Annotated in this window: 23 protein-coding genes; 15 read left to right on the top strand and 8 right to left on the bottom strand. The window is 25.3% G+C overall.

Translation table 4 applies throughout. The features are described from left to right. Nucleotides 1-102 precede the first annotated feature (102 nt). From ACXX85_RS02090 to ftsH, 3 genes are all read right to left on the bottom strand, one after another. A complete protein-coding gene (locus tag ACXX85_RS02090) occupies nucleotides 103-918 on the bottom strand; it encodes an HAD family hydrolase (protein ID WP_458557578.1) in 816 nt (271 codons plus the stop codon). Continuing rightward, nucleotides 919-2,385, bottom strand: a complete 1,467-nt coding sequence (gene lysS, locus ACXX85_RS02085; protein ID WP_458560498.1) for a lysine--tRNA ligase — start codon at nucleotides 2,383-2,385, stop codon at nucleotides 919-921. It lies immediately after the preceding gene. A 206-nt stretch (nucleotides 2,386-2,591) separates the two neighbouring features. Further along, nucleotides 2,592-4,769 carry an ATP-dependent zinc metalloprotease FtsH gene (gene ftsH, locus ACXX85_RS02080; protein ID WP_458560497.1) on the bottom strand — a complete coding sequence of 726 codons (2,178 nt, stop codon included), beginning with the start codon at nucleotides 4,767-4,769 and terminating at the stop codon, nucleotides 2,592-2,594. 216 nt (nucleotides 4,770-4,985) lie between these two features. Here ftsH and ACXX85_RS02075 point away from each other — a divergent pair, with 216 nt between their 5' ends. Further along, nucleotides 4,986-5,321, top strand: coding sequence for a S1 RNA-binding domain-containing protein (locus tag ACXX85_RS02075; RefSeq protein WP_436358692.1), 336 nt, complete (start codon nucleotides 4,986-4,988; stop codon nucleotides 5,319-5,321). After that, nucleotides 5,309-6,601: a glucose-6-phosphate isomerase gene (locus ACXX85_RS02070; protein ID WP_458560496.1), complete on the top strand. Its 1,293-nt coding sequence runs from the start codon at nucleotides 5,309-5,311 to the stop codon at nucleotides 6,599-6,601. The genes ACXX85_RS02075 and ACXX85_RS02070 overlap by 13 nt, the downstream gene beginning before the upstream one ends. Nucleotides 6,602-6,654: 53 nt before the next feature. Here ACXX85_RS02070 and ACXX85_RS02065 read toward each other — a convergent pair whose 3' ends face one another. Next, nucleotides 6,655-7,572 carry a hypothetical protein gene (locus ACXX85_RS02065; RefSeq protein ID WP_458560495.1) on the bottom strand — a complete coding sequence of 306 codons (918 nt, stop codon included), beginning with the start codon at nucleotides 7,570-7,572 and terminating at the stop codon, nucleotides 6,655-6,657. A 98-nt stretch (nucleotides 7,573-7,670) separates the two neighbouring features. Further along, complete coding sequence (locus ACXX85_RS02060; protein ID WP_458560494.1) at nucleotides 7,671-9,467, bottom strand: LppA-related lipoprotein; 1,797 nt, start codon at nucleotides 9,465-9,467, stop codon at nucleotides 7,671-7,673. A gap of 194 nt (nucleotides 9,468-9,661) precedes the next feature. On the opposite strand from ACXX85_RS02060, the gene ACXX85_RS02055 reads away from it, so the two are divergent. The 9 genes from ACXX85_RS02055 to ACXX85_RS02015 all read left to right on the top strand — a co-directional run bounded on the left by ACXX85_RS02055 (nucleotide 9,662) and on the right by ACXX85_RS02015 (nucleotide 16,231). Further along, nucleotides 9,662-11,323: a ribonuclease J gene (locus ACXX85_RS02055; protein ID WP_436358696.1), complete on the top strand. Its 1,662-nt coding sequence runs from the start codon at nucleotides 9,662-9,664 to the stop codon at nucleotides 11,321-11,323. Next, nucleotides 11,313-12,119, top strand: a complete 807-nt coding sequence (locus ACXX85_RS02050; protein ID WP_458560493.1) for a hypothetical protein — start codon at nucleotides 11,313-11,315, stop codon at nucleotides 12,117-12,119. The genes ACXX85_RS02055 and ACXX85_RS02050 overlap by 11 nt, the downstream gene beginning before the upstream one ends. 18 nt (nucleotides 12,120-12,137) lie before the next feature. Continuing rightward, nucleotides 12,138-12,455, top strand: a complete 318-nt coding sequence (locus tag ACXX85_RS02045; protein ID WP_436358698.1) for a thioredoxin family protein — start codon at nucleotides 12,138-12,140, stop codon at nucleotides 12,453-12,455. 66 nt (nucleotides 12,456-12,521) lie between these two features. Continuing rightward, a complete protein-coding gene (gene ftsY, locus ACXX85_RS02040) occupies nucleotides 12,522-13,613 on the top strand; it encodes a signal recognition particle-docking protein FtsY (RefSeq protein ID WP_436358699.1) in 1,092 nt (363 codons plus the stop codon). After that, nucleotides 13,606-13,842: a sigma factor-like helix-turn-helix DNA-binding protein gene (locus tag ACXX85_RS02035; RefSeq protein WP_436358700.1), complete on the top strand. Its 237-nt coding sequence runs from the start codon at nucleotides 13,606-13,608 to the stop codon at nucleotides 13,840-13,842. Before ftsY ends, ACXX85_RS02035 begins: the two co-directional genes overlap by 8 nt. Next, nucleotides 13,835-14,356, top strand: a complete 522-nt coding sequence (locus tag ACXX85_RS02030; protein WP_458560492.1) for a hypothetical protein — start codon at nucleotides 13,835-13,837, stop codon at nucleotides 14,354-14,356. The genes ACXX85_RS02035 and ACXX85_RS02030 overlap by 8 nt, the downstream gene beginning before the upstream one ends. 1 nt (nucleotide 14,357) lies before the next feature. Further along, nucleotides 14,358-15,275, top strand: a complete 918-nt coding sequence (locus ACXX85_RS02025; protein ID WP_436358702.1) for a DUF4231 domain-containing protein — start codon at nucleotides 14,358-14,360, stop codon at nucleotides 15,273-15,275. A gap of 19 nt (nucleotides 15,276-15,294) precedes the next feature. Next, a complete protein-coding gene (locus ACXX85_RS02020; protein ID WP_436358703.1) occupies nucleotides 15,295-15,648 on the top strand; it encodes a hypothetical protein in 354 nt (117 codons plus the stop codon). A 106-nt stretch (nucleotides 15,649-15,754) separates the two neighbouring features. Beyond that, on the top strand, nucleotides 15,755-16,231 hold the full coding sequence (locus ACXX85_RS02015) for a hypothetical protein (RefSeq protein WP_436358704.1): 477 nt from the start codon (nucleotides 15,755-15,757) through the stop codon (nucleotides 16,229-16,231). Nucleotides 16,232-16,271: 40 nt separating this feature from the next. Here ACXX85_RS02015 and ACXX85_RS02010 read toward each other — a convergent pair whose 3' ends face one another. The 3 genes from ACXX85_RS02010 to ACXX85_RS02000 form a co-directional block, all read right to left on the bottom strand. Further along, on the bottom strand, nucleotides 16,272-17,138 hold the full coding sequence (locus ACXX85_RS02010) for an MSC_0882 family membrane protein (protein ID WP_436358705.1): 867 nt from the start codon (nucleotides 17,136-17,138) through the stop codon (nucleotides 16,272-16,274). Then, nucleotides 17,138-18,940, bottom strand: a complete 1,803-nt coding sequence (gene lepA / locus ACXX85_RS02005; protein ID WP_458559526.1) for a translation elongation factor 4 — start codon at nucleotides 18,938-18,940, stop codon at nucleotides 17,138-17,140. The genes ACXX85_RS02010 and lepA overlap by 1 nt, the downstream gene beginning before the upstream one ends. 108 nt (nucleotides 18,941-19,048) lie before the next feature. Continuing rightward, nucleotides 19,049-19,324 (bottom strand): hypothetical protein, encoded by a 276-nt coding sequence (locus ACXX85_RS02000; RefSeq protein WP_458560491.1) that lies wholly within the window; start codon nucleotides 19,322-19,324, stop codon nucleotides 19,049-19,051. A gap of 219 nt (nucleotides 19,325-19,543) precedes the next feature. Here ACXX85_RS02000 and ACXX85_RS01995 point away from each other — a divergent pair, with 219 nt between their 5' ends. The 4 genes from ACXX85_RS01995 (at nucleotide 19,544) to ACXX85_RS01980 (ending at nucleotide 25,399) form a co-directional block, all read left to right on the top strand. Then, nucleotides 19,544-19,747, top strand: a complete 204-nt coding sequence (locus ACXX85_RS01995; protein WP_436358708.1) for a heavy-metal-associated domain-containing protein — start codon at nucleotides 19,544-19,546, stop codon at nucleotides 19,745-19,747. Next, nucleotides 19,728-21,776, top strand: coding sequence for a heavy metal translocating P-type ATPase (locus ACXX85_RS01990; RefSeq protein WP_458560490.1), 2,049 nt, complete (start codon nucleotides 19,728-19,730; stop codon nucleotides 21,774-21,776). Before ACXX85_RS01995 ends, ACXX85_RS01990 begins: the two co-directional genes overlap by 20 nt. A gap of 295 nt (nucleotides 21,777-22,071) precedes the next feature. Next, the gene (gene ileS, locus ACXX85_RS01985; protein WP_458560489.1) at nucleotides 22,072-24,744 is read left to right on the top strand and encodes an isoleucine--tRNA ligase; all 2,673 of its coding nucleotides are present in this window, start codon (nucleotides 22,072-22,074) and stop codon (nucleotides 24,742-24,744) included. Next, nucleotides 24,731-25,399: a signal peptidase II gene (locus ACXX85_RS01980; protein ID WP_458560488.1), complete on the top strand. Its 669-nt coding sequence runs from the start codon at nucleotides 24,731-24,733 to the stop codon at nucleotides 25,397-25,399. Before ileS ends, ACXX85_RS01980 begins: the two co-directional genes overlap by 14 nt. The last annotated feature ends 457 nt before the right edge of the window (nucleotides 25,400-25,856 follow it).

Below are 25,856 nucleotides of genomic sequence, written 5' to 3'. Positions count from 1 at the left end.
TTTTTATTAATAGTATTTAATTTATTATTTTATTAGTTAGTAATTTATATTAAATTATATATGTTTAATTTCATTTTATTAAAAAAGACACTAATTTGTGTCTTAAATTAGTTTTTCCATTGTTTTAGCAATAGCATCTGTATTATGATTTCCAATAACTTCACAAGCAACTTCTTTTGATGAAACTGTTCCGTTTTCCATAGCAAATCCTTTATAAGCGTTTTTTATCATTAAAACATCATTTCCTGAATCACCAAAAGTAATTAAGTCATTTGTTGTTAAATTCAATAATTCTAAAACTTTTTTTAGTCCATAAAATTTATCTGTATTTTTTGGATTAACATCTAAATAAACTCTATTTGTTAACAAACAAGTGTATGAATCCCCTATTAATTTGCTGTATTTATCAAATAATTGCTTGATTTTTTCTTCAGAATTTCTTAAAGCTAATTGGGTTATTTTTTCATTATTTTTGTAAATTGCATTTAAAATTTCTTCTTCTGTTTTAAAACCTTGCTCATCATAATCCATTTTTTCTTGTTCTGTTAATCATGAAAAAGTTTTGCTATTATCTTTGAAAGGATAAACGTTTTTTTCTGTACTTAATGTAAAGAAACTTTCGCTTTCTTTAGCTTCTTCTAAAAGGGTTTTAAGTAATTCAACAGGTAAAAACTCTTTTATTGTAGTTTTTTGATTTTTAACATCATAAATGGCTACTCCATTGTTTGAAACTAAAAAATCAAAATCACTAAATTGATTTAAAAAGATTGTAGTTGAAGCAATTGCTCTACCTGTGGCGATTGCTAAATAATGACCTTTACTTTTTGCTTGTTTTAAAATTTTAATAGTTTCTGGATGTATTGTTCCATCACTTCTTAGTAATGTTCCATCCAAATCAAATGCAAATAATTTTTTCATTTAGTTTCCTTTATTTTTTAAGTGTGGGAATAAAAGTATTTCTCTAATTGATTCTTTTTGAGTTAATAGCATTACTAATCTATCTATACCAATACCACAACCACCTGCTGGCGGCATTCCGTATTCTAAAGCTTCAACAAAATCCATATCAATTTCACTAGCTTCATCGTTTCCAGCGTTTTTTTCTTCAAGTTGTGATTCAAATCTTTTTAATTGGTCGATTGGATCATTTAATTCACTAAACATGTTAGCATATTCTTTTTTATTGATAAATAATTCTGCTCTGTCTGTAAATCTTGGATCTTTTTCGTTTTCTCTTGCTAATGGAGAAATTTCAATTGGATGTCCGTAAACAAATGTTGGTTGAATTAATGTATCTTCAACAAATAATTCAAATAATTCATTAATTAAGTGACCTGATGTAAAATATTTTTCAATTTTTATTTTGTGTTTGATAGCAACTTCTTTAATTTCTTCAAATGTTGTTTTTTTCAAATCAATACCTACATATTTAGAGGTTTCATCTACCATATCAATTTTTCTAAAAGGAGCTTTTAGTGAAATTTTATGACCACCATATATTATTTCTTCTTTTCCTAACTTTTTAGCTAAAGATGAAATTAAATCTTCAGTTCTTTTCATCATTCCGTGTAAATCTGAATAAGCTTCATAAAACTCAATTGAAGTAAATTCAGGATTATGAGTGGTATCGACACCTTCGTTTCTGAAAATTCTTCCTATTTCATAAACTCTATCAAAACCACCTACTAAAAGTTTTTTTAAAGGCAATTCTGTAGCTATTCTTAAATAAAAGTCCATACTTAAAGCATTGTGAAAAGTGGTAAATGGACGAGCACTTGCACCACCTAAAATAGGATGTAATACAGGAGTATCAGCTTCTAAATATTTTAAATCATCGAAAAATTTTCTAACATAAGAAATAATTTTGCTTCTTGTTCAAAAAATTTGTTTTGCTTCTTCATTGATAATTAAATCCACATAACGACGACGGTATTTTTCTTCGATATCAGTTAAACCATGATATTTTTCCGGAAGTGGTTTAAGTGCTTTAGTTAATAATTGAACTTTTTCTGCTTTTAGTGAAATTTCTCCAGTATTTGTTTTCATTACAATACCTTCAAAATAAACTATATCTCCTATATCTAAAGTTTCTACTAATTCTGAATATACAGTATTTTCCTTTTTATTAAAATAAATTTGTGTTCTTGATTCATCATCTTTTATAACAATAAAAGGTCCTCTAAAAGTCATTATTCTTCCAACCACTGAAGCTTTAAATTCTTTATTGTGTAATTCATCTTTGCTATAAGAATTATATTTAACAAGTAGTGAAATTGAGTTATCGCTAATTGGTTGATTTTGTGAAAAAGGATTAATACCCATTTCTTTGTATTTGTCTATTTTTTTTCTTCTAATTAGTTCTTGTTCATTAAAATTTCTTTCCATTTTACCCTTTCTTTCTAACTATAAATTAATATATTAAATTATATTATAAATTCTTTATTTTATATAAATAAATATGCTATTTATTATTTAATTTTAGATATTCTAATCTTGCTTTTATTAAATTGTGTTCTGTAAGCAGAATTTAATTTAATGAAGTAAATTTAGAAATAAAAAGATGAACTTTTTTATGCTCACCTTTTAATATTTTAGATTATTTTATTTTCATCTTCTTTATCTTGGTTTTCTGAATCTAAGATTGGTTGTGTTTCTTGAGTTTCTTTTTCTGTTTCCATTTCAGAATTCTTTTCATTAGAATTTTCCAATTGAACATCTTCAATTAATTTATCTATATCAATTTCTTCTTGTTTTTTATATTCTTCTTTTTCTTTTCTTTCTGGTAATTTCATATATTTAGCAATATATTCAATTTCTTCAGAAACAATAGTTTCATTTTCAAGAAGAGAATCTTTAATTAATTCTAATAATTCTCTATTGTTTTTAACCACTTCTTTTGCTTGTTCATAAGCTTCAGAAATTATTTTTCTTACTTCTAAGTCTATTTCATGCCCTACTTGGTGTGAAAATGACATATTTTTTGCATAATCTCTACCTAAGAATGGAGAACCTGTATTTTCTTCATATTGAATTGGTCCAAGTGCAGACATACCAAATTCAGTAACCATTCTTCTTGCTATTTTTGTAGCTTTTTCAATATCGTTTGCTGCTCCGGTAGAAATTTCTTTTTGTCCATAAATTAATTCTTCTGCAACTCTACCACCCATAAATGATGCAATTGTTGCTAACAATTCTGATTTAGTTGCATTATATTTTTCTTCTTCTGGAAGCATTAAATTGTAACCACCAGCATTCCCTCTTGGGATAATAGTGATTTTTTGTACTTTACTTCCGCCTGGAACTTTAATACCAACAACGGCGTGACCAGCTTCGTGGTAAGCAACCATTGTTCTTTCTGCTTCTGTAATTGTTCTGTGTTTTTTAGCAGGACCACTCATAACTCTGTCAATTGCTTCATCAATTTGTGCTGGAGTTATAACTTCTGTTTTTTCTCTAACTGATAAAATTGAAGCTTCATTTATTACATTTTCTAATTGCGCACCAGAAAAACCAGGAGTTCTTTTAGCAATGTTTCTAAAATCAATAGAACTATCAACCCTTTTACCTCTTGCGTGTAATTGTAAAATTTCTTCTCTCTCTTTTACATCTGGATAACCAACTGTAATAGTTCTATCAAAACGACCAGGTCTTTGAAGAGCAGGATCTAGAACATCTGTTCTGTTTGTTGCAGCAATTACTAAAAGACCGCTATTATCAGCCATTCCATCCATTTCTACAAGTAATTGATTTAGTGTTTGTTCTCTTTCATCGTTTCCGCCACCAATACCTGAACCCCTGGAACGTCCAACAGCATCTAATTCATCAATAAATATAATTGCTGGTGCTTCTTTTCTTGCTTCTTTAAATAATTCTCTAACTCTTTTTGCTCCCATACCTACATATAGTTCAACAAAATTAGAAGCTGAAATAAATAAGAAAGGTACATTAGCTTCACCTGCGGTTGCTTTTGCAAGTAATGTTTTTCCCGTACCTGGAGGACCACCAAGTAAAATTCCTTTTGGAATTCTTGCTCCAGCTGCTTGATATTTTTGTGGATATTTTAAATAATCCACTAATTCCATAACTTCTTCTTTTACTTCTTTATTTCCAGCGATATCGCTAAATTTTTTGTCAGAAGTTATTTTAGTTGCTTGACTACTTTGAAGACCACCAAATAATCCATTTCCGTTTCCTGAACCTCTAAATTGTCTATAAATAAAAAATAATAAAACTAAAGGGAAACCTACAGAAACTAGTAATGGAATAAATCCTAAAATTCTACTTAAAGTTGATGGTTGTGGAATTCCTAAACTATAATAACCAGTTTGAATTCTGTTATTTAAAATAAATTTAGAAAGTTCAGTTTTAACTTCTTGTCCATTTTGATCAAATTGTTTATAAGCAAGTGCTTTTTGAATTGCTTCAAAATAAGTAGTATCACCCATTATTTTAGCTATATTTCCATTGTATTTATTTGCAATAGTTGGTGAAATTTGCACTATGTAATCTTGAACATAAAAATGATTATTTTTTTGTCCACCTATTTCCTGAAATCTTAAAACTCATTCGTTTTCACTAATTGTTATATTTGCGAAAAATTTATCATCAGTAGTTGATGCACTATATTCTCTTATTTTATCTTCAAACTGAGTAATACTAATTGTTTGTGGATGATAACCAAAAATTAGTTGCCATAAAAATCATAAAAGTATGATAGTTAAAATTGTAATTAATATTACAGTTCACTTTTTTTTCTTTAAAAAATTCATTAATTAGTCCTTTCTTCATATTAAGTATTATAAATTATAAGACTTTTAATTGATTTATTAATAAAATTTATAAAAATGATACTTATTTGGGAAAAAAGTCTCTTTTTTCCATTTCTAAAAGTAAAATTTCCAATTTTTTCACTCTTTGTGTAAAAAAATAAATTTAAAAACAGTTTGATTTCTTTTTGATTTATAGTGCTATAATTTTAAATAATTATGGAAAACGGAGAAATAGTAACAGGTAAAGTTAAAAAAATCTTTAAAAATTACTTTTGTGTTAATTTAAAAGATGGTTATCAAGGTATTGTTTTTATAAAGGAAATTAGTGATTATTACATTCAAAATTTAGAAGAAATGTTTATAATAGGGGATGAAATAAAACTAAAAATTTTAAGTATAAATCACCATACAAAAAAAGCAACGCTTTCTTTTAAACAAATAAGACCTAAATACTTAAAAAGTCCTTTTTCTTTTAAATTAACAGAAACAGAAAATGGTTTTAAAAATTTATTAAGATTTACAAAAAACGAGGTAGAAAAATGAAAAAAATAACTTTAAATTTAAAAAATGCAATAAAAGAAGAAGAAATTTTAAAATTTCAAGATCAAGTAACTAAAATTAATGATTCAATGAATGATTTTTCTGCAGTTGGTTCTGATTTTTTAGGTTGAAAAGATTTACCAGAAAATAGCAATTGAAAAGAAATAAATGAAATGAAAAAAGCTGCTAAAAAACTTCATACTGATAATATTGAAGTTTTAGTAGTTATAGGGATTGGGGGTTCATATTTAGGAGCTAAAGCCGCTATTGATGTTATTCAAGGTATGTATCCTGGAATTGAAAGAAAAATGGAAATCATTTTTGCAGGTACTTCCATTAGTTCAAATTCTTTATATCAATTATTAAAATATGTGGAAAACAAAAGATTTGCAATCAATGTTATTTCCAAATCAGGAACAACAACAGAACCTGCTATAGCTTTTAGATTCTTTAAATCTCTTTTAGAATCTAAAGTAGGTGTTGAACAAGCACAAGAATTAATTTTTGCAACTACCGATGCAAATAAAGGAACATTATTTGAAATGGCAAAAATTAAAAAATACCAAAAATTCATTATTTTAGATAATATTGGTGGAAGATTTAGTGTGCTTTCTCCTGTTGGTTTATTCCCTTTAATTTGTGCTGGAGTAGATATTGATGAAGTTCTTAAAGGTGCTGCAGAAGCTAATGAAATTTATAAAAATAGTTCGCTTGAAACAAATGATGCTTATAGATATGCTGTTGCAAGATTCCTTTTAGGTAAAAAATATAAAGCAGAAATGCTCGTTTCTTATGAACCTAATTTTGCTTTCTTTAATGAATGATGAAAACAATTATTTGGAGAAAGTGAAGGTAAAAATGAAAAAGGATTGCTACCAACATCTGCTATATTCTCAACCGATCTTCATTCATTAGGTCAATTTATTCAAGAAGGATCAAAAATTCTTTTTGAAACAATAATAACCTTAAAACATCCAGAACACGATTTAATAATTAATGAAGATGAAGAGAATTTAGATAAATTAAATTATTTAGTAGATAAAACAGTTCATTTTGTAAATAATGCAGCTTTTGAAGCCACAATGGATGCACACGTAAATGTAGGTAAAGTTCCTAACATTCACTTATTATTAGAAGATTCCAAAGAAAGAAGTTTTGGATGACTAGTAATGTTCTTTGAAAGAGCTTGTGCAATTTCAGCATACTTACTTGGAGTTAATCCATTTAATCAACCAGGTGTTGAAGTTTATAAATCAAATATGTTTAAAATTCTTGGTAAAAAATGAAAATAAAAATCATAAATCTTATACAGGTTTATGATTTTTTTATCAAAAAGTAACTTAACTTATTTAGTAAAAATTTGCTCTCAATTATTTATTTTGACTTCTAAATCACTAATAGAATTAAAGTCTTTCAAATCCATACTATTAATTGGAACCATAAAGGAAAATTGCAATATTTTGTATGAATTATTTAATTTTGTTTGTTTTAAAAATTTAAAATCAGTTTTCCTTTCTTTTGATTTTTCTAACCGAAAATTCATATGAAGTGTTTTGTTGTTATAATCAAAATAAATTGAATTAAACATAGGATAAATTCGTTTTAAAACATCATAATCTAGAGAATTATTTTTAACTATAGTTCCTAAAGATAAACTATCTTTTTTATCAGAAACATCAATATTTAATCCTGATTTTTTTATATTTTCTTGATTAAAATCAGAAGGAGCCTTAACATAAAAGTTTATAAGAACTGCTTCGCTTAAAATACTTGGTAATAAATTAATGTCATATCTAAAATTTTTATAATTCAATAATTTAACACTTAAAGCAAAATTATAATTTTCAAAATTAGAAATATTTAAGTTGTTTTCTATAGAAAATAAAGCATTTTCGCTATTTTTTGAAAATTCTAAAAATTCTTCTTTTTCTTTATTAGAATGATTTATATATTCATTATTAAAATAAATGTTGTGTTGTTTGTCGCTTAAAAACAAATTTTTGTTTTCAAAAGTATCTGAATTGGTTAAATCTATTCCAAAAATATTTTTTAGTTTTTCTATGTTCTTAAGGTTTTGATTATTAAAAGTATGAATATCAGGATTTCAATCATCAACTAAAGGTTCTGTTGTATAACGAAATTCTCCACCTTCAGAATCACTATGTATTTTCTTGTTTTCTTCTGTTTTAGAATTACAAGAAGTTATGGCAATAGATGAAAATACAAAAGCACTTAAATTGAGTAAAATTCATCTTTTTTTCACTTTCCCTCCTTATAATATAATTATACATAATTTGAATAAAATAGCATAATTAAAATAGAAAAAGTTCAAACTTTTTCAATTAAACTTTTTGTATTTTTCTATTTACTTTTATTAGTTGACTTTAATTCATCAATATTTACTTTAAATATTTCTCCTGTATAGACCAGATTTTTATCAGAAAATGAATCAAAGGAATTAATGTCCTGTATTCTTTCTGCTTTATATAAAGGAAATTGTGCATTTAATTCAAGACTTAGTTCGTATTCATTATTTTCTTTTTTATTTAAATAAAAATTAATGTTGTCAAAATTAGAATTATTTATAATGGTTACAAAAGGATAAGCAGTTAAACGATCGTTTCTTGAAATTAATGAATTTAAAGGTAAAAAGTCATATTTTCACTCATAAGTTTTAGAAGAATTACTATCTTTAATTTTTACTAGTAAATTATTAATTACGTAATTTTTGATTCTTTCAAATAAATTAGCATTTTTAATTAATGAATTAACATTGACTTTGGTTTTTGTATTATTTAGATTTTTAGATTCTTCTTCTAAAAGGGATTTAACTTTCAATTTAGATAAATATTCACTAAATTTTTCTTTATTTATACTGAAATTAAATAATTCATTATCAACATTGCCTTTTTCATTTATGTTATGTTTTCTTAATCCTGAAAAACTAAATATTTTTAAATACCTTGGAACACTTGCATTAACTTCTTCTTCATCTCTATTGTAAATTCCAACTTCTATATCTAATGTTCCTGCTAAATCATCTGCTTTAACACCTAAAACTTCATAATGAAATTTTGGATTATTATTATTTTCTATTTTTCTTTCTAAAAATTTTGTTATTAATGAAGGATTTAGTTTAATTTTAGGATTTCTAAATAAGTCTTTTGCATTTGTGCCAGAAACTAAAAATTCATAATTTAGTATCGTTTCATTTTCACTTTTCGGTTGATTTTCTATATCTTGAAAACTCTCTCTATTTTCGTTATAAAGTAATAAACTTGCTATTAATGAAGGATAAAGTTCTTTTATTTCTGCTGACAATTCTTTTGCTCTTAAAAAGTTTTCTTTTTCAGCATCTTTTTCTGTATTTTTGTTTTGAAAATAACTAAAACCTTTTAAAGAAACGAAAATATCTTTTTTGTTGTTTTTTTCTGTATAAAAGGAAATTTTAACATTATCTATTATTCCTACATTATTTTTTACATCACTGATTTCTTTAGAAAAAGTAGCTATAATTTTAGAAAATTTATGTCTAATATCATAAGGTAAACTTATGCTAGAACTTAAACTTTCTGCATCATTATTTTTAAATCTTTCATAAAATGAAGATGCATCATAGGTTTTATAAAAATCAATTACATTTAACGAATTACCAAGTTCATCAACTGATTTCATTATTTCTTGCTCATTTTCATCTAAAATTTTGCTATTTTTTGTTCTAAAAATTGTATTTATTTCTTCTTTTATAGGGGAAATTGATATAGAAATATCAGAATTAGGTTTATTTGCATCTATTGAAATTAATTTATAATTTGTATTTTCTTCAAGATTTTCAATTTTAAACTCTCTTTTGTTTTCAATTGCTTTTGGAGTTACGTAATATTCCTTTGTTTCGGAATTATCTAAATTTTTAAGAACAAAAGAAAAAGTTATATCTTTTTCAATATTTAAATTAAAACCTACTTCAATTTCAACAGAAGTTTCCTTAACATTTTTAAACTTTAAATCATTAACATCATATGAAATTACTTTAATTGGAGGAAATGGTGAAATATCAGATTCATTTTGCTCTTTTTTACAAGAAACAGCAACAATAGATGTTGTAACTATTGATGTTACTAAAACTAAATTTATTAATTTATTTTTCTTTTTTATCATATTTTAAATATAACACTTTTTATTTTAAATTTATAAAATTTTGCAAATTTCTTTTAAAATAAAAAGAATTAGATAATCTTTTATATAAAATTCATTATTATCTTACTTTTTCAATAAAAAAAAGTATAATTTAAAAAAGAAATTACAAGATGTTTTTATTAAATTAATAATTAATAATGAAAAGAAAGGAAAAAATGGCAAAAATTAGCATTTTTGGTTTAGGGGGATTAGATGAAAATGGAAAAAACTCCTATGTTATTGAAGTAAATAATTCTATTTTTCTAGTTAATGCAGGAGCAAAGGTTCCTATAAGTTCAACTAATGGTGTAGATACTTTAATCCCTGATTTTACCTATTTAGAACAAAACAAAGACAAAATTAAAGGAATATTCATTACAGATGGGAAAAACGAATCTTTTTCAGCAATTCCTTGATTATTGATGAAAATAAAAGGTTTAAAAATATTTTGTTCGCCTTTTACTAAATTTTTAATTTTAGACAGGATTTCAAAGTATAAAATAGGACACACAGATTTTGAAGTTATTTCAATAACAAATGAAAAAATTGACTGTAATGATGCAATAGTTAAATCTATTCCACTTGCTGGATCAATGCCTGGAGTTTATGGATACAACTTCGAAACAGAAGATGGTTCTATTGTTGTGATGCTTAATTTTGTTGTTGGATCTTTAAATATATATGGAACTACAAATTTAGATTATATTAAATCATCAATTGAATCTCCAAAAGGAATTCACACTTTATTAATTGATTCTGGAAGAGCTAATTATAAAGGAAAAGCCATTGATAAAATAGATGTGACTCCATCTATTGAAAATATTTTTTTCAAAACTGATCAAAATTCTAGAATCGTTATTGGTTCATTTGATGAAGAAATGGCCCTTTTACAAGAAATTTTAGATTTAGCTAAAAAATATGATAGACCTGTTGCTGTTTATGGTAGAACATACGGACAACTGGTAGATCTTATTAAAAAAATAAAATATGAAGGTCAATTTTTAAAATTACCCAAATTCATCGATTATAAAGAAGTTAACAATCACAAAAATGCTGTTGTATTAATCACTTCTACAAGTGAAAGACTGTATCAAAGATTCTTAAGAATTACAGAAAATAACGATGTATTTTTTAAATTATTAAGCACCGATACAGTAATTATGATTGCACCACCATTAAATGGTTTAGAAGTTCTTTATGCTATGACTTTAGATGAAATTGCAAGAATTACCCCTAAAGTTGTAGATATTACAGAAAATGAATATTATAGAATAAGACCTGCAAGAGAAGACATTTTCCAAACTGTTTCCAGTTTGAAACCTAAATACTTTATCCCTTTACAAGGACTTTATAGATATCTTGTGGTTGCATCTGAAATAGCAGCACTTGCCGGAGTTAATAAAAGTAATTCTATAATTTTACAAAATGGAAAAATAGCAACTTTTATTGATGGAAACTTATTTTCACAAAAAGGAACCCTAAAACAAGTTGGTGAAGTAATTATAGATGGTTTTGGAATTGGAGATATTTCTTCTGAAGTAATAAAAGAAAGAGAAACTCTTGCCCGTGATGGAATCATAACAATAACCAGTTTAGTGGAATATAAAACCAAAAAACTTCAAGGTGATTTACAAATAAATTCTTCTGGAATTATTTCTAAAGAAAACAAAAATATAATTCATGAAATAATAACTTCTGCTTTTTATCAATCTTTTTTAGATGCAGAAAAAATAGTTTTAAAAGATTTACAAGAAAAAATTAAAAAAATAATTAAAAAGAAAATTTTCAAAATTTTTGATAAGGAACCAATCATTGTTGTGGTGTTTTATGAAATTTAAAAACAGAAATGTTGAAAAAATTTTAGAAAATAAATTTCTTTGATTTATTATCATAATTATTCACTTAGCACTAATTGTTTTTGCATTTTTAAATATCAAAGGTTTAACTACTATTTATTCTTACACTATTGGTCTTTTATTTGGAAATTTAGCATATTCTTACTTTTTAATAGTTTTTATTTTGTGCATAATAAAACTAAGTACGCCTAAAATTATATTTATTAAAAATTTCAAAATAGACTTGTTTTTAATTAGTTTATTTTTAATTTTTGTAAATATGTTTGTTTCTTTTATAGTGCTTGAAGTTGTGCAATATGAAGGCAATTTCTATTTTAGTGTGGGTGCTAATGTTTGAAATCACAATTTTCAAGAGTGATGAAATACTTTAGCTCCTGAAAAAGTAAATTCATCTTTACCAAATTTAAATCACTTGGGATTTATCAATATTTTTCTTTATTCTGTACTAAAATCCACCACTTCAGTAATAGGGGTTATTCTTGTTCCTCTTGTAGCATTTATAACTTACTTATTGGTAAAAATATTGATTTTTATGAAAAAAATGCCCAAAATTAAGAAAAATGAAAAAAATGAAGAAAAAATAGTAAAATTTAAAAAGAAAAAAATAAATCAAGAATCAACGGAGGATAAAGAAGGAATTTCAAAAGATGAAGTTAGTGTTAAGCAACATCAAGAAACTTATGACAATCAGAAAGTAATTGATGAAAATAAAGATAACCCATCTAAAAATAATTTAGACTTAAATGAGACTTTACCTTTTGAAAATCCTTTTGATTAATATATGGAAATAAAAAAAATGAGTTGAGAAGAAGCTCAAAAACACATTGAAAACGGAGTTGTTTATTTAGAATTTACAACAACTTGATGTGGAGACTGTAAAATGATGGCACCAGTGGTGCAAAAAGTTGCAGATCACTTTGATGAAAACTCAGGTTTAAAAATGATTAATGTTGATGCTGAAGAAGCACAATTATTTAGAAAAGAAGGAACTCGTTTTGAAGTTTTAAGAGTTCCTACTCACCTTGTTTTAAAAGATGGAAAAATTTTAAACAAAGGATTTGAATATTTTCCAAAAGAAGTCTTAATTGAGTGAATTGAAAACGCTCTAAAATAAGTACCTGAAGGTACTTTTTTTATTTATATTTTAGAATTTTTTTTATAAACATTTATAATTATAATTATGAAATTTTTTGAAAAACTAAAAACAAGATTATTCGGTTCAAAAGAAGATAAAGAAAAACTTAAAGAACTTGAATTAGAAAAGAAAAAAGAAAAATTAGAAAAGAAAATTGAAAAAGATTTAGAAAAGAAAATAATTAAAGAAGACAAAGTAGAAAGATACGTTGCTGGTTTAAAAAAATCCAATGTTTCTTTAACTGAAAAAATTATAAATTTACAAAATTCTTATAAAAAAATTGATGAAGAAATGTTTGAAGAATTAGAAGAAATTCTTATTATGTCTGACATTTCTTATTCGCTTGTTGAAGTGATTATTTATGAAATAAAAAAAGAAGTAAAAAGAGAAAATCTTAGTGATCCTAAATTAATAGGTGAAATTATTGCTGACAAAATTTACACAATTTATGCCAATAATTCAATAATTAACACTCAACTAAACATCGAAGAAAACCGTTTAAATATTATTTTAATGGTTGGTGTTAACGGTTCAGGAAAAACAACATCTATTTCCAAAATAGCAAAAAAATATTGTGACCAAAATAAAAAAGTTTTAGTTGCTGCTGGTGACACTTTTAGAGCTGCTGCCGTAGAACAATTATCTATTTGAGCACAAAGAGCAGGAGCGGATATTATTATGCCTAATCCAAATGAACACGATCCTGCTTCAATAGTTTATAGGTCTTTAGATAAAGCGATTGCTGAAAACTATGATTTATTAATAATAGATACAGCCGGAAGATTACAAAATAAAGTTAATTTAATGAATGAACTTGCTAAAATTAATAACATTATTCAAAAAAGAATACCGGAAGCACCTCATGAATCTTTATTAGTTATTGATGCAACTACAGGTCAAAACGGAATTTCTCAAGCTATGCACTTTAAAGAAGTAACCCCTATTTCTGGTATTGTTTTAACTAAAATGGACGGTACAAGTAAAGGTGGAATAATTCTTTCCATAAAGGAAAAACTTGATTTAGATGTTAAATTAATAGGTCTTGGTGAAAAAATGGAAGATTTAGAAGAGTTTGATTTAGATGCATTTATTTATGCTTTAACTAAAGACTTTATGAATAAGGAAAGCAATGAGTAATATCGAAGATAGAGATTTATTAATTAAATTATTCGATAAATATTCTTCATTATTAACACAAAATCAAAAACAAATTTTCCAGCTTTTTTATTTTGAAGATCTTTCATTGGCAGAAATTGCAGAAATTTGTGCCACAACAAGAAGTGCAGTTTTTGATTCATTGAAAAAAACAAAAACTAAATTAACTAAATTTTATAAAGAAATAGAGAAAGGAGAAATAGATGTTTAAACCTAATGTAAAAATAATAAAACATATAGAAAATAAGATAAAAAGTTTGAAAAAAATATCAAAAATATATTTTTGAGCAAACATTGCTTTTTCAGCATTAATTATTATCTTAAATATTTACTCTATAATTAGCGCTATTATCTATTTAGACTATGCTGCCACTGAGTTAGTTAAAGATAATTCAGAGATAGGAAGACACATAACTTCAAAAAGTGAATGAATTGAAATTTTAAAAACTCTTTCATATACTGCGATTTTTGTTGTATTTCTTATCACCATCTTTTTCCTAAGTTTATTTTTAGCTATATTTAAAACTTCTTTTCACTACAATCAATATAAAAAAGTCCAAAGACAGTTAACTTATTTACTCATAAAATATGAATCACAAGATGAAGAATATACCATTGAACAATTTAAGAAAGAATTAGAGTTAGTTGAACCTATACTAATTAACAGAAACAAAAAAAGTCTAAAAAAAGAATTAAAATCAACTCTATTGAAGAAGGTAAACTAATATGGAAATTGAAAAAAAATACAAGAAAATATATAATATTCTTTTTTCCAAAGTTTTTGTATTAAGATTTCTTTTCTTTACATTAACTTTTGTGACTTTTATTTTGGTCTTTTTAAGTTCTATGCTTACTGCTTATTTTTTAGCCGGAGTAGGAGAAAGATTTAGACCAGTATTACCTGAACAATTTACAAACAGCGAATTTAGAAATAACTATGCCATTATAATTGCTTGATTATCTGCTTCAGGTAGTTTCATAACATCTATTATTTCTTTCTTTGCAATGCAAGCAAAATATAAAAAAAATAAAAAAGCTCTTACTACTATCAAACTAGAAAAAGCTCTTTATGATGCTAATCTTGGTCTGTACAAAAAAAACAAGCATAAAGGAGAAATCCTTTTAAAAAGATTATTTTTAATATTAAAATGAAACTATTTAGATAGAGAAAGTGATGTATCTTCAGAAACTATTCTCGCAAGTCAAACACATAAAAAATATGTATTAAAAAACCTAGAAAATATGGAAGAAAAGGAATTATTACAACTTGTAAATAAAACAAGAAACAAATATAAAAGAAAATTTATAATTTCATACTATTTATTTTTATTACTTAATATTTTAGTAATAGTTATGACTTCCTTAATGATTGTATTCAACTTATACTCATTAAGATTTAATCAATTTCCTGACATAAAAGGAACAGAAAAATCAATTTATTACTTACTAGAAATAACTTTAGCTTCTGCTTTAACAACCTTACTTACTTCTATTTCTTCCTTTTTTGCCTTTGGAGAAAAAAGAGAAAAAATTAATAGTGATATTAAAGAGTTAGAAAAAAAATTAGAAGAATTTAAAACAGTTCCAATTGAAAATCTAAATGAATGAATTGAATCTATATCAAATTATGGAGAATTATTATAAAATTTAATATAATTAAAATATGTGATTACCAATAATTCAAATTATAATTTTCTTTTTATGAAATATAGCATCTGCTGCTATTTTATATAACAGAATTAAAAAACCTTATAAAACATTTAGAAAAACTCATGTATGAGGAAAAATAGAAAAATTCAATTTACTAACTTATAACACTTATGTTTTTGCTTCATTAGGTGGTTTAGTTAATGTAATTTATCAATTATTTAATAACCATTTTTCTTTATCTGTTGCAGTTTTCTTAACATTATTTTCTACTTTAATTTATATTCTTTCTGTTTCTTTTTATAGTTTAGAAATTTATGTTTATTTTAAAGTAAAACAAAATCCTTTATGATTATATAAAGAAAAATAAAGAAAAGAGTTTTTAAAAATTCTTTTCTTTTTTTCAGTTCTTTTATAAAAACGCTTTTTGTATTATAATTATTTAGTAATTTTATTACATAACAAATAGGAGTGATATGAAAAATAAAGAAAATACTCAAGTTGAACTTACAATTAAAGAAACAAAAATTAAAAAAGTTATTGGTTATGCTTCTAGAGAAAATTTCTTTATGTTTTGATTGCCTTTTATATTATTTGCATTGTTTTCAATTTTTCACGGAATAATTTATGCTATTCTTCCTTTAGAAAGACAAAATTCATATAAAATAGCATATTCAATTATTTCAGCAATAACAATTTTAATATCTATAATTTTATTGATATTTTTTATAATTAATTTTGTTAATAATAGAAAAGCTTTAAAACAATTAGGAAAAAAAGCAGGAGATGAAGAAATTCAACTTTCATTATCTAAAAACAAATCAGTAAGAATTTCTACATTAAGTAAATATTATGCTGCATTAGATGCAATTGAGCAACTTGATAAACACGAAAGATATTTAAAATGAGCTAAGAAAAATTCAAGCTTCTTCGATTTTCTTTTTGTGTTCTAAATAAAACAAATAAAATAAAATAAAAATAAAGGAATTTCCTTTATTTTTTTCTTTTTAAAATTATTCTTTTTACTATCAATAAGGTAATTATAGGAAGAATTAAAATGATAGCAATAGATAAGAAAAATAATTTTAAATATCCTTTATTCATTTTAATCTTCATTTGATCAATTTCTGTATCTTTAACTATTTGATAACCAAAATAATCTTGTATATCATTTGTTCTTTTTTTTCTTGCTATAGTCAATATTGCTCAAATAACAATATTTCCTAAAATAATTAAAGAAAGAATTATTGAAAGCAATTGTGGATTGGGACTTAAAGCACTAATTCAAGCTTTAAAATTTAAAAATATATCGTGATAATTTTTATCTTTAAAATATCATATAAATAAAGTAAAAATACCCATATAAAATATAGAAAAGACTAAGAATCAGTTGTGATGAATTTGTTGTTTTATTAACTTTTTATACAACTGAGCTATAAATGTTGGAATAGCTTGTGTATTTTTTTCTAATTCTATTCTATAAAACTTTAAAGCCTTTTTAATAGAAGAAAATTCAATTAACTTCATTATAAATTTAAAAAAAGAATATGATAATAAACCAACAGGAATAATAAATCAACTTCAACTATAATCTCTATCAACAATTTTCATTGCTTTAAAACTATTTGTTGCAATAAGCGTTATTAAAATAGAAATTATTAATATCATTATTGAATAAAACAAAAGCATAGATAGTATGATTTTATTTTCAAGAGCAAAAATTTTATAAGCACCTGTGGGAATTACATTTTCAGGATCTTTATAACTACTTTTATATTTTGGTTGTTTTTTGTCTGTTTCTGCAACTTTAAAATGAGTAAATCTAACAGTTTCCGTGTTATTTAGTGGTGTTATTTTCATTATTTTTTACCACCATTGTTGTCAGTTTTTAAAATTGCTAAGAATGCTTCTTGTGGCACTTCTACAGAACCTATTGCTTTCATACGTTTTTTTCCTTCTTTTTGTTTTTTAAGGAGTTTTTGTCTTCTGGTTGGATCTCCACCATATAATTTTGCTGTAACATCTTTTCTATAAGCTTTTATTGTTTCTCTTGCTATTACCTTTGAACCAATTACCGCTTGAACAGGAACTTCAAATGATTGACGTGGAATAACTTCTTTTAACTTTTCAGTTAGTTCCCTTCCTTTATTATAAGCAAAATCTTTGTGTACAATCATTGAAAGAGCGTCGACTTTATCTCCATTTAAAAGGATGTCTAGTTTAACTAAATTAGATTCTCTATATCCTATTAATTCATATTCAAAAGAAGCATATCCTTTAGAAATAGATTTTAATTTATCAAAAAAATCAAAAATTATTTCTACTAAAGGTAATTCATAAATAACCCTTCTTCTGTTAGCATCTATAAATTCAATGTCAACATAAGTTCCTCTTTTATTTTGTGATAATTCCATAATAGAACCTACATAATTTTCAGGAACTATAATTGATGCTTTAATATAAGGTTCTTCAATTTTTGAAATAAATGTTGGATCAGGTAAATTAGAAGGATTAGCAATAATTTCCATTGAACCATCAGTTTTATATACATGAAATTCTACAGAAGGAGCAGTAGCTATTAAATCAATATTGAATTCTCTTTCTAATCTTTCTTGTAGTATTTCCATATGAAGCATTCCAAGAAATCCAATTCTATAACCAAAACCAAGAGCTTTTGAGGATTCTGGTTCAAAAGTTATTGAAGAATCTGATAAAGAAATTTTTTCTAAAGACTCTTTTAATAAATCATAATCCTTTCCATCTATTGGATAAAATCCTGTATAAACAACAGGTTTTAGTTTTTTATAACCTGGTAAAGCACTATCTGCTGGATTATCAACTAAAGTAATGGTATCTCCTACAGAAATATCCTTAGCATCTCTAATAGAAGCAGCAATTCAACCAACTTCACCAGAAACTAATTCTTCTTTTTTTAATTCAGCAGGAGTTCTAACCCCTAATTCAACCACGTGAAATTTTTTTCCTGAAGAAAATAAAAAGAAATTATCTCCAACTTTAATTTTTCCTTCTACAATTCTTACTAAAAGAACAACTCCTTTATATGGATCAAAATAAGAATCAAAAATTAAAGCTTTTAAAGGTTTATTATCATCTGCTTCTTTAGGTGCGGGAATTTTACTAATTATTGCTTCTAAAACTTGATCAATATTTTGACCAGTTTTTGCAGAAATAAGCACACTTTCATCAGCGGGGATTCCAATAACATTTTCAATTTCTTTTTTAACCCTTTCTGGATCGGCAGAAGGTAAATCAACCTTATTGATTATTGGAATGATTTCTAAGTTATTATCAATTGCCAAATATACATTAGCTAATGTTTGAGCCTCTATTCCTTGTGTAGCATCAACAAGAAGTAAAGCTCCTTCTGTTGCTGCTAACGATCTAGAAACTTCATAAGTAAAATCAACATGACCAGGAGTATCAATCAAATGAAAAGTAAAATCCTTGTACTTTAGTTGTACAGCGTTTAATTTTATTGTAATTCCTCTTTCTTTTTCCAAGTCCATTGAATCTAAATGTTGAGTTTTTAATTCCCTTTTAGCAACAGCACCAGTTAATTCTAGTATTCTATCAGCTAATGTTGATTTTCCATGATCAATGTGTGCAATTATACAAAAATTTCTTATATTCTCTTTCTTCATATTTATAAATTTTACAATATTTTTATAAAACAAATATTAAAAAAGAACCTTTTCTTAAGGTTCTAAAAATTAGTTTGTTGTAGTAGTGCTTGGATTGTTAGTTGAAGTTTATGCTTCTTTGTTAGAATTGTCTTTATTTTTATCATCTTGAATTCTTTGAGTTGTAGGAACAGATGGATTTACAGAATTATCTCTTTGCACTTTTTGAACAATTAGTCAAACAGAAGCACCTAAAAATACAGCAGATGCAAATCCTAAGAAAATTCCTCAAAGTCATCTGTTATTTCTTCCTTGTCTTGTTTTAGCTTTTCTACTTTCTTTTGATTTTTTTTGAGATTTTTCTTGTTTTACTTCTTTTTCTTCTAACGTCATTTCTTTTTTCATATTACCTCATTAATTTAAATATATAAAATTATAACATTTTTATTATTTATTTTTATTTTTTTCTGTTTTTTGTAGATAAAATTATTCACTACAAAATAAAAAATCTCAAAATTTTGCCTTTTTTTTATTCAAAACATAAAAAAATAAAAAATTTTTAAGTGCGTTTATATAATATAATCGAAATAAATTTAAATTTATTCATAAAAACAAGGAGGAAAAATGTCAAGATATTTTACTATCAATGTTTCATGTGCATCATGTAAATCAAATATTGATAAACAGTTTCAACAATATCCTGAAATTAAATATTCACTTAATTTAATGGATAAAATGTTAAAAGTAGATGCAGATGATGAACTTTATCCAGATGAATTAATTATAAAATTAGCAAAACAGGCTGGATATGATGCTGAACCATATTAAAAAATTTTGATCAAAATTTTTAAGATGAATTTGAACTCCATTTAATAATATGGTGATTCAAATTATCATTTTTATACCTTTTTTCTTAGTTATTTTAACTAATATAATTGGTGCAATTAACAATAAACACGAAATTATTTATAATAATCAACAAAATTGAGTTTTTATAGTATTAGGAATGCTTGCATCCTTTATAGTTTTTGTAGTTTCTGTTGAATACTTCAAAAACTATGCAAGACTATTTAAAGGTGTAATGAATATGAACCTTTTAATTGCAATCGGGGTTCATATATCTTATTTTTACTCATTAATAATGACTTTATATACTTTATTTTCTAAAGATGGAGGATACTACAAAATAGAAATGTATTTTTGAGAGGTTCCTTCTGCTTTACTTCTTTTTGTGTCCATTGGACACTATTTAGAAAATAAATTAATGAGAAAATCAAGTATAGGAATTAAAGAATTATTAAAATTACAAAATCGCTATTCAATGCTTGTTTTAGAAGATGGAACAACTAAAAAAGTATCAACAAGTACTTTAAAAGTAGGTGATGTCATCATTTTACCAAAAGGGCAAAACGTGCCTATTGATGGAATAATTTTAGAAAATACTTCTGAGTTAGATATGGCAGCAATTAATGGTGAACCTTTACCAAAAACCGTGCAACCAGGGGATTTTGTGGTTTCTGGTGCTATCAATTTAACTGCTTCACTAAAAATTCAAGTACAAAAAACAGCAAGAGAATCTACTCTTGCTAAAATCATTGATAAACTTGAAAATATAGTTGATTCAACTTCGAAAATACAGAGATTAGCTGATGTAATAGTTAAATATTTTATTCCTGTTATTTTATCAATTGCTCTTATAAGTTTTCTTGCTTGAACAATTTCTTTATATCTAATTGATTCTAAGTATTGACCTTCTTATTTAGAAAAAGATCTACAACCAATTTATTATGGAATAAAAATTGGCGTAACTGTTGTTGTTATAGCTTGTCCTTGTGCTTTTGGAATTGCGGCTCCTGCTGCTATTTATTCTGCAAGCGGACTTGCAACAAAAAATAAAATTCTCTTTTCTTCTGCTGATGTTTATGAAAAACTTAAAAAAGCAAAATACCTAATTTTTGACAAAACAGGAACATTAACAAAAGGAAAACCTGAAATTGTTAAAGTTTTTGGAGATAGCAATTTTGAAACAATTGTTCAAAGTTTAGCTAGCAAATCTCACCACCCTTTATCTCAAGTTATAACTAATTATAAAAAATTTAATCCCGTTTCTATTTCTAATGAAAAAGAGATTCCGGGATATGGAATCATAGGTGAATTTGAACAAAGTCAATACGAACTTGGATCTTATAAAAAAATGTTAGAAAAAGGTTTTATTGACAAAGTAAAAATCAATTCTTTTGAAGCATATAGTTATGTTGCTCTTTCAAAGGACAATAAAATAGTTTTTGTTTATGCTCTTGGTGATCAAATCAAGCAAGATGCTAAAAAAATAATAGAAAAATTTCATAAACTCGGATTAGAAGTAGTTATTGCTTCTGGAGATAATAAAGAAGTTGTAAAACAAATTGCATCTGAGTTGAATATAAAGGAATTTTACGGACAATTGCAACCAGAAGATAAACTCAAATTAATAAGTGAATACAAAGAAAAAGGTGAAACTATCTTTGTTGGAGATGGCCTAAATGATATTTTAGCTATTAAACAAGCAGATTTAGGAATTGCTTTTGCAAGTGGGTCTGATTTGGTAAATAGTACAGCCGATATTTCATTAATGACTAATGAATTATATGCTGTTTATCAAGCAATTTATTTAGCTAAAAAAACATTAATGGTTATCAAAATGAATTTTATTTGAGCTTTCTTATTTAATTCACTTGCAATTCCTTTAGCTATTAGTGGATTAATTTTTCCTTGAATAGCTGCTCTTATAATGATTCTTTCCAATATTTTACTTTTAGTAAATACACTATACTTTAAAAGACATACATCTAAAAAACTCAAAACTATTGTTGAATAATTTATATTTGGATAAAAATTGTAAATAAACAATAATTTAAAAACAAAAAAATGAATTTTTTCTATTTTTTTTATATAATTTAAAAATAATAGAATATCGATGACGAAGACACGTTCAAAGAGTTAAAGCACTAGAGAATTGACGGTTGGTGCAAGTCAATCTGGATCCTTTGAATATCACTTCCGAGACCTAACAAGGCGTTTGGTTCACGAAACGAACAAAAAAGAGAATCTGATTCAAGGTGGTACGTTAGTCCTTGAATGCAGATTTTTATTTTATTTAAAAAGGAGTAGTTATGGAAAAACAATATAAAGATACTTTAAATATGCCTCAAACAGATTTTGAAATGAAGGCAAATTTAGTTGAAAAAGAAGAAAAATACAGACAATTCTGACTTGAAAAAGAAATTTATCAACAAGTTTTAAAGAAAAATAAAGGTAAACCACAATATGTTTTACACGATGGTCCACCTTATGCAAATGGAAACATCCATTTAGGACATGCTCTAAATAAAATTATTAAAGATATTATAATTAGATACAAAAGTATGAGTGGTTTTTACTCACCTTTTGTAAATGGTTGAGATACTCATGGTCTACCTATTGAATTAAAAATGCTGCAAAATTTGAATAAAAATCAAAAAGATTTTTCAATTTTAGAACTTAGAAAAGAATCGAAAAAATATGCTTTAGAACAAATTGAAAATCAAAAAAATCAAATGCAAAAATTACAAATGCTTAGTGATTTTAAAGAAATTTATATAACATTAAAACCTGAATTTGAAGCAAAACAATTAGAATTACTTAAAAAAATGGCTTTAGATGGTTTATTAAGAAAAGGATTAAAACCAGTATATTGATCCCCTTCAAGTCAAACAGCTTTAGCTGAAGCTGAAGTAGAATATGCAGAACACAGATCACCTTCAATTTATGTTAGTTATCTTGTTACAAAGGGAAATTCCTTTATAAAAGAAAATGATAATCTAGTTATTTGAACAACAACTCCTTGAACTTTAATTGCAAACTCAGGTGTTGCTATTGGTCAAGATTTTGATTATTCAAGAGTTCAAGTACAAGAAAAAATTTATATAATAGCAACTGAATTGGTTGAAAAGCTTGCAGCGGAGTTTAAATGAGAATCATACAAAATTCTTGAAACTGCAAAAGGGAAAGAATTATATGGAACAGAATACAGAAGACCTATAAAAAGAGATTTAAGTGGTAAAGTAGTGTTTGGACACCACGTGGAAATCACAGCAGGTACTGGTCTTGTTCATATGGCTCCTTTATTTGGTGAAGATGACTTTTTAATTGGTAAAAAAGAAAATCTAGATATGATAATGCACGTTGCTGACGATGGAATTCTAAACAAAGAAGCAGGACAATATCAAGGAATGTTCTATGAAGATGCTAATAAAGAAATAGGAATGTTTTTAGAATCCAAAGGAGAATTATTAAAATTACATTTTATAAAACACTCCTATCCTCATGATTGAAGAACTAAAAAACCTATTATTTTTAGAGGGACACCACAATGATTTGTTTCTATTGATAAATTTAAAAATAAAATTTTAGAAGCTATTGATGAAGTTAAATTTTTCAATGAATGAGGAAAAAAACGTTTATCAAAAATGATTGAAAATCGTGCTGAATGAACAATTTCAAGACAAAGAACTTGAGGGGTTCCAATTACAATTTTCTATGATAAAAACGGAGATCCTGTAATTAATGAAGAAGTTTTTGACTATGTAATTAATCTAGTTAAACAAAATGGAAGTGATGTTTGATACGAAAGAGAAGTTAATGATCTTTTACCTGAAAAATATAGAAATTTAGGTTGAACAAAAGAGAAAGATATTATGGATGTTTGATTTGATTCAGGTTCTACTTCCATCGGAGTAGAAATAGAAGGAACAACAAAACCTTTTGATTTATACTTTGAAGGTTCAGATCAATATCGTGGTTGATTTAACTCTTCTTTAATTAACTCAGTAGTTTATAGAGGGACTGCTCCATATAAAGAATTACTTTCACACGGATTTATTGTTGATGAAAAAGGTCAAAAAATGTCTAAATCTCTTGGTAATGGAGTTGAACCAATTGACTTAATTAACAAGCACGGAGCTGATGTTTTAAGACTTTGAGTTTCTAATAGTGAATATTCTGATGATATTTCTTATTCAACTAAAATTTTTGAACAAAACATCGAAATATACAGAAAAATAAGAAATACAATTAGATTTTTACTTGGAAATATTAATGATTTTGATTATGCGAAAATAGACAACATTCAGCTTGAAGGAATTCATAAATTTATTGCTAATAAAATTAATAAGTTAAATAATGAAATTATCAAACACTATAGCGACTTTAGATTTTTATTAGTTGTAAAAGAAATAAATAATTTCATTATTGATTTTTCTGGATTTTATCTTTCTATAACTAAAGATAGTTTATATGCAGACAAAAAAGATTCCCCAGAAAGATTAATGGTTCAAAAAAATCTTTACAATTTAACTCAATTGCTTTTAATTTCTTTAGCTCCTATTTTACCAACAACAACTGAAGAAGCATATTCTTTCTTTAAAAAAGAAAATAAACAAATTTCAATTCATTTAGAAGACTTTTTAAAAGAGAAAAAAGTTGATGAGCAAATGGAACAAAAGTGAAAAGAGTTTTTTACACTTAAAGATGAAATATATAAATTAATTGAAGAACAAATTAAAAGTGGAACTATCAAAAGACAAAATGAATCTAAAGTTTATATAAAAACAGATAGTGAATTTATTAAAAAACTTAACTTAGTTAAACTATTAATGGTTGGAACAGTTGAATTTGCAAACGAAACTAAAGTTACATCTTTTGATTCGTTAAAATGTCAAAGATGTTGAAATCACTTTGAAATGGTTCATATTAAAGATGACATATGTTTAAGATGTTTTGAGGTTTTAAAAGATGGACAAAATTAACATTTTTTTCAAGAATTGAAAAACAAAAATTTTGAGTTTCAACAAAAAAAGATTAATAATTAATGTACTTATTACATTTGGTGTTTTACTAGTTTTAACTCTAATTGATCAACTAACTAAAAATCTTATTTTTGAACATCAATATTTTCAAGAAAGAGCTGAATGAATTGATGGAAAAACCCTTTATAATTATGGTTTTATTGGTTTTAGACCTTTATTGCATAGAGGTGTAACTTCAGGTTTAAATAAATATTTAGGTTTTACGTTAATCCATATTTTTAGTTTATTAATTGTCATTGTTGTTCCTTATTTTATGGTTTTTTCTAAAAAATATTACACATTAGTATTTTTAGGATTTTTATGAGCAGGAACTTTTGGAAATATGCTTGACCGTTTTATAAATCAAAATGGAGTTAAAGATATTTTATTCTTACCATGACACGATAATGGAACATTTAACTTTGCTGATACCTTTATTGTAATCGGTTCTATTGGTTCAACTATAATCTTACTTTATACAAGTTTAATTGAACCTTACTTTAACAAGAAAAAAAATCTTAATCATAAAAACGATTTTACAAACAATAGTAATAATAATGGAGAAAACCACACTTTAGATTCAAACAAATCAGAAGAAAAAAACCCAGAAAACTAATCTGGATTTTTATTATATTAAAATCTCAATTTGTCCATTCTAATATCAATATATCACCCCAAGTTTCCTAGTTAATAGCAAAAAAGACAAAATTAACTATTTTTTTGATTCATTTTATTTTTTTTTGTTTTTTTCTTTACACCATTTTTGATAAAACTCTTTTTATATCAGATTAATATTTAAAATTTTCATTATTTTCATCAATTTTATAATTTAAAGTTTCTACTTTAATTATTTCACCTTTAAATTCAGTTACAACACTTGTTTGAGAATTAAATGCTGCAATAAATTTATTATTTGTAATTTTATCTACAATTCCATTATCTTTGTAAAATTTATTAATTAAGAAAATAAAGTATTTTAAGACAATAAGCGCTAAAAAATTAAGTATGAAATGCCCAAGAATATGAGAACCTTTTTAGGAAGTGTAATAAATTTTGTGTAAAAATTCCTCAAT

It is taken from the genome of Mycoplasma sp. Z386, from assembly GCF_054343375.1.
The sequence above is the reverse complement of the archived record's forward strand: the minus strand, read 5'-3'. Positions and strand labels throughout refer to the sequence as shown.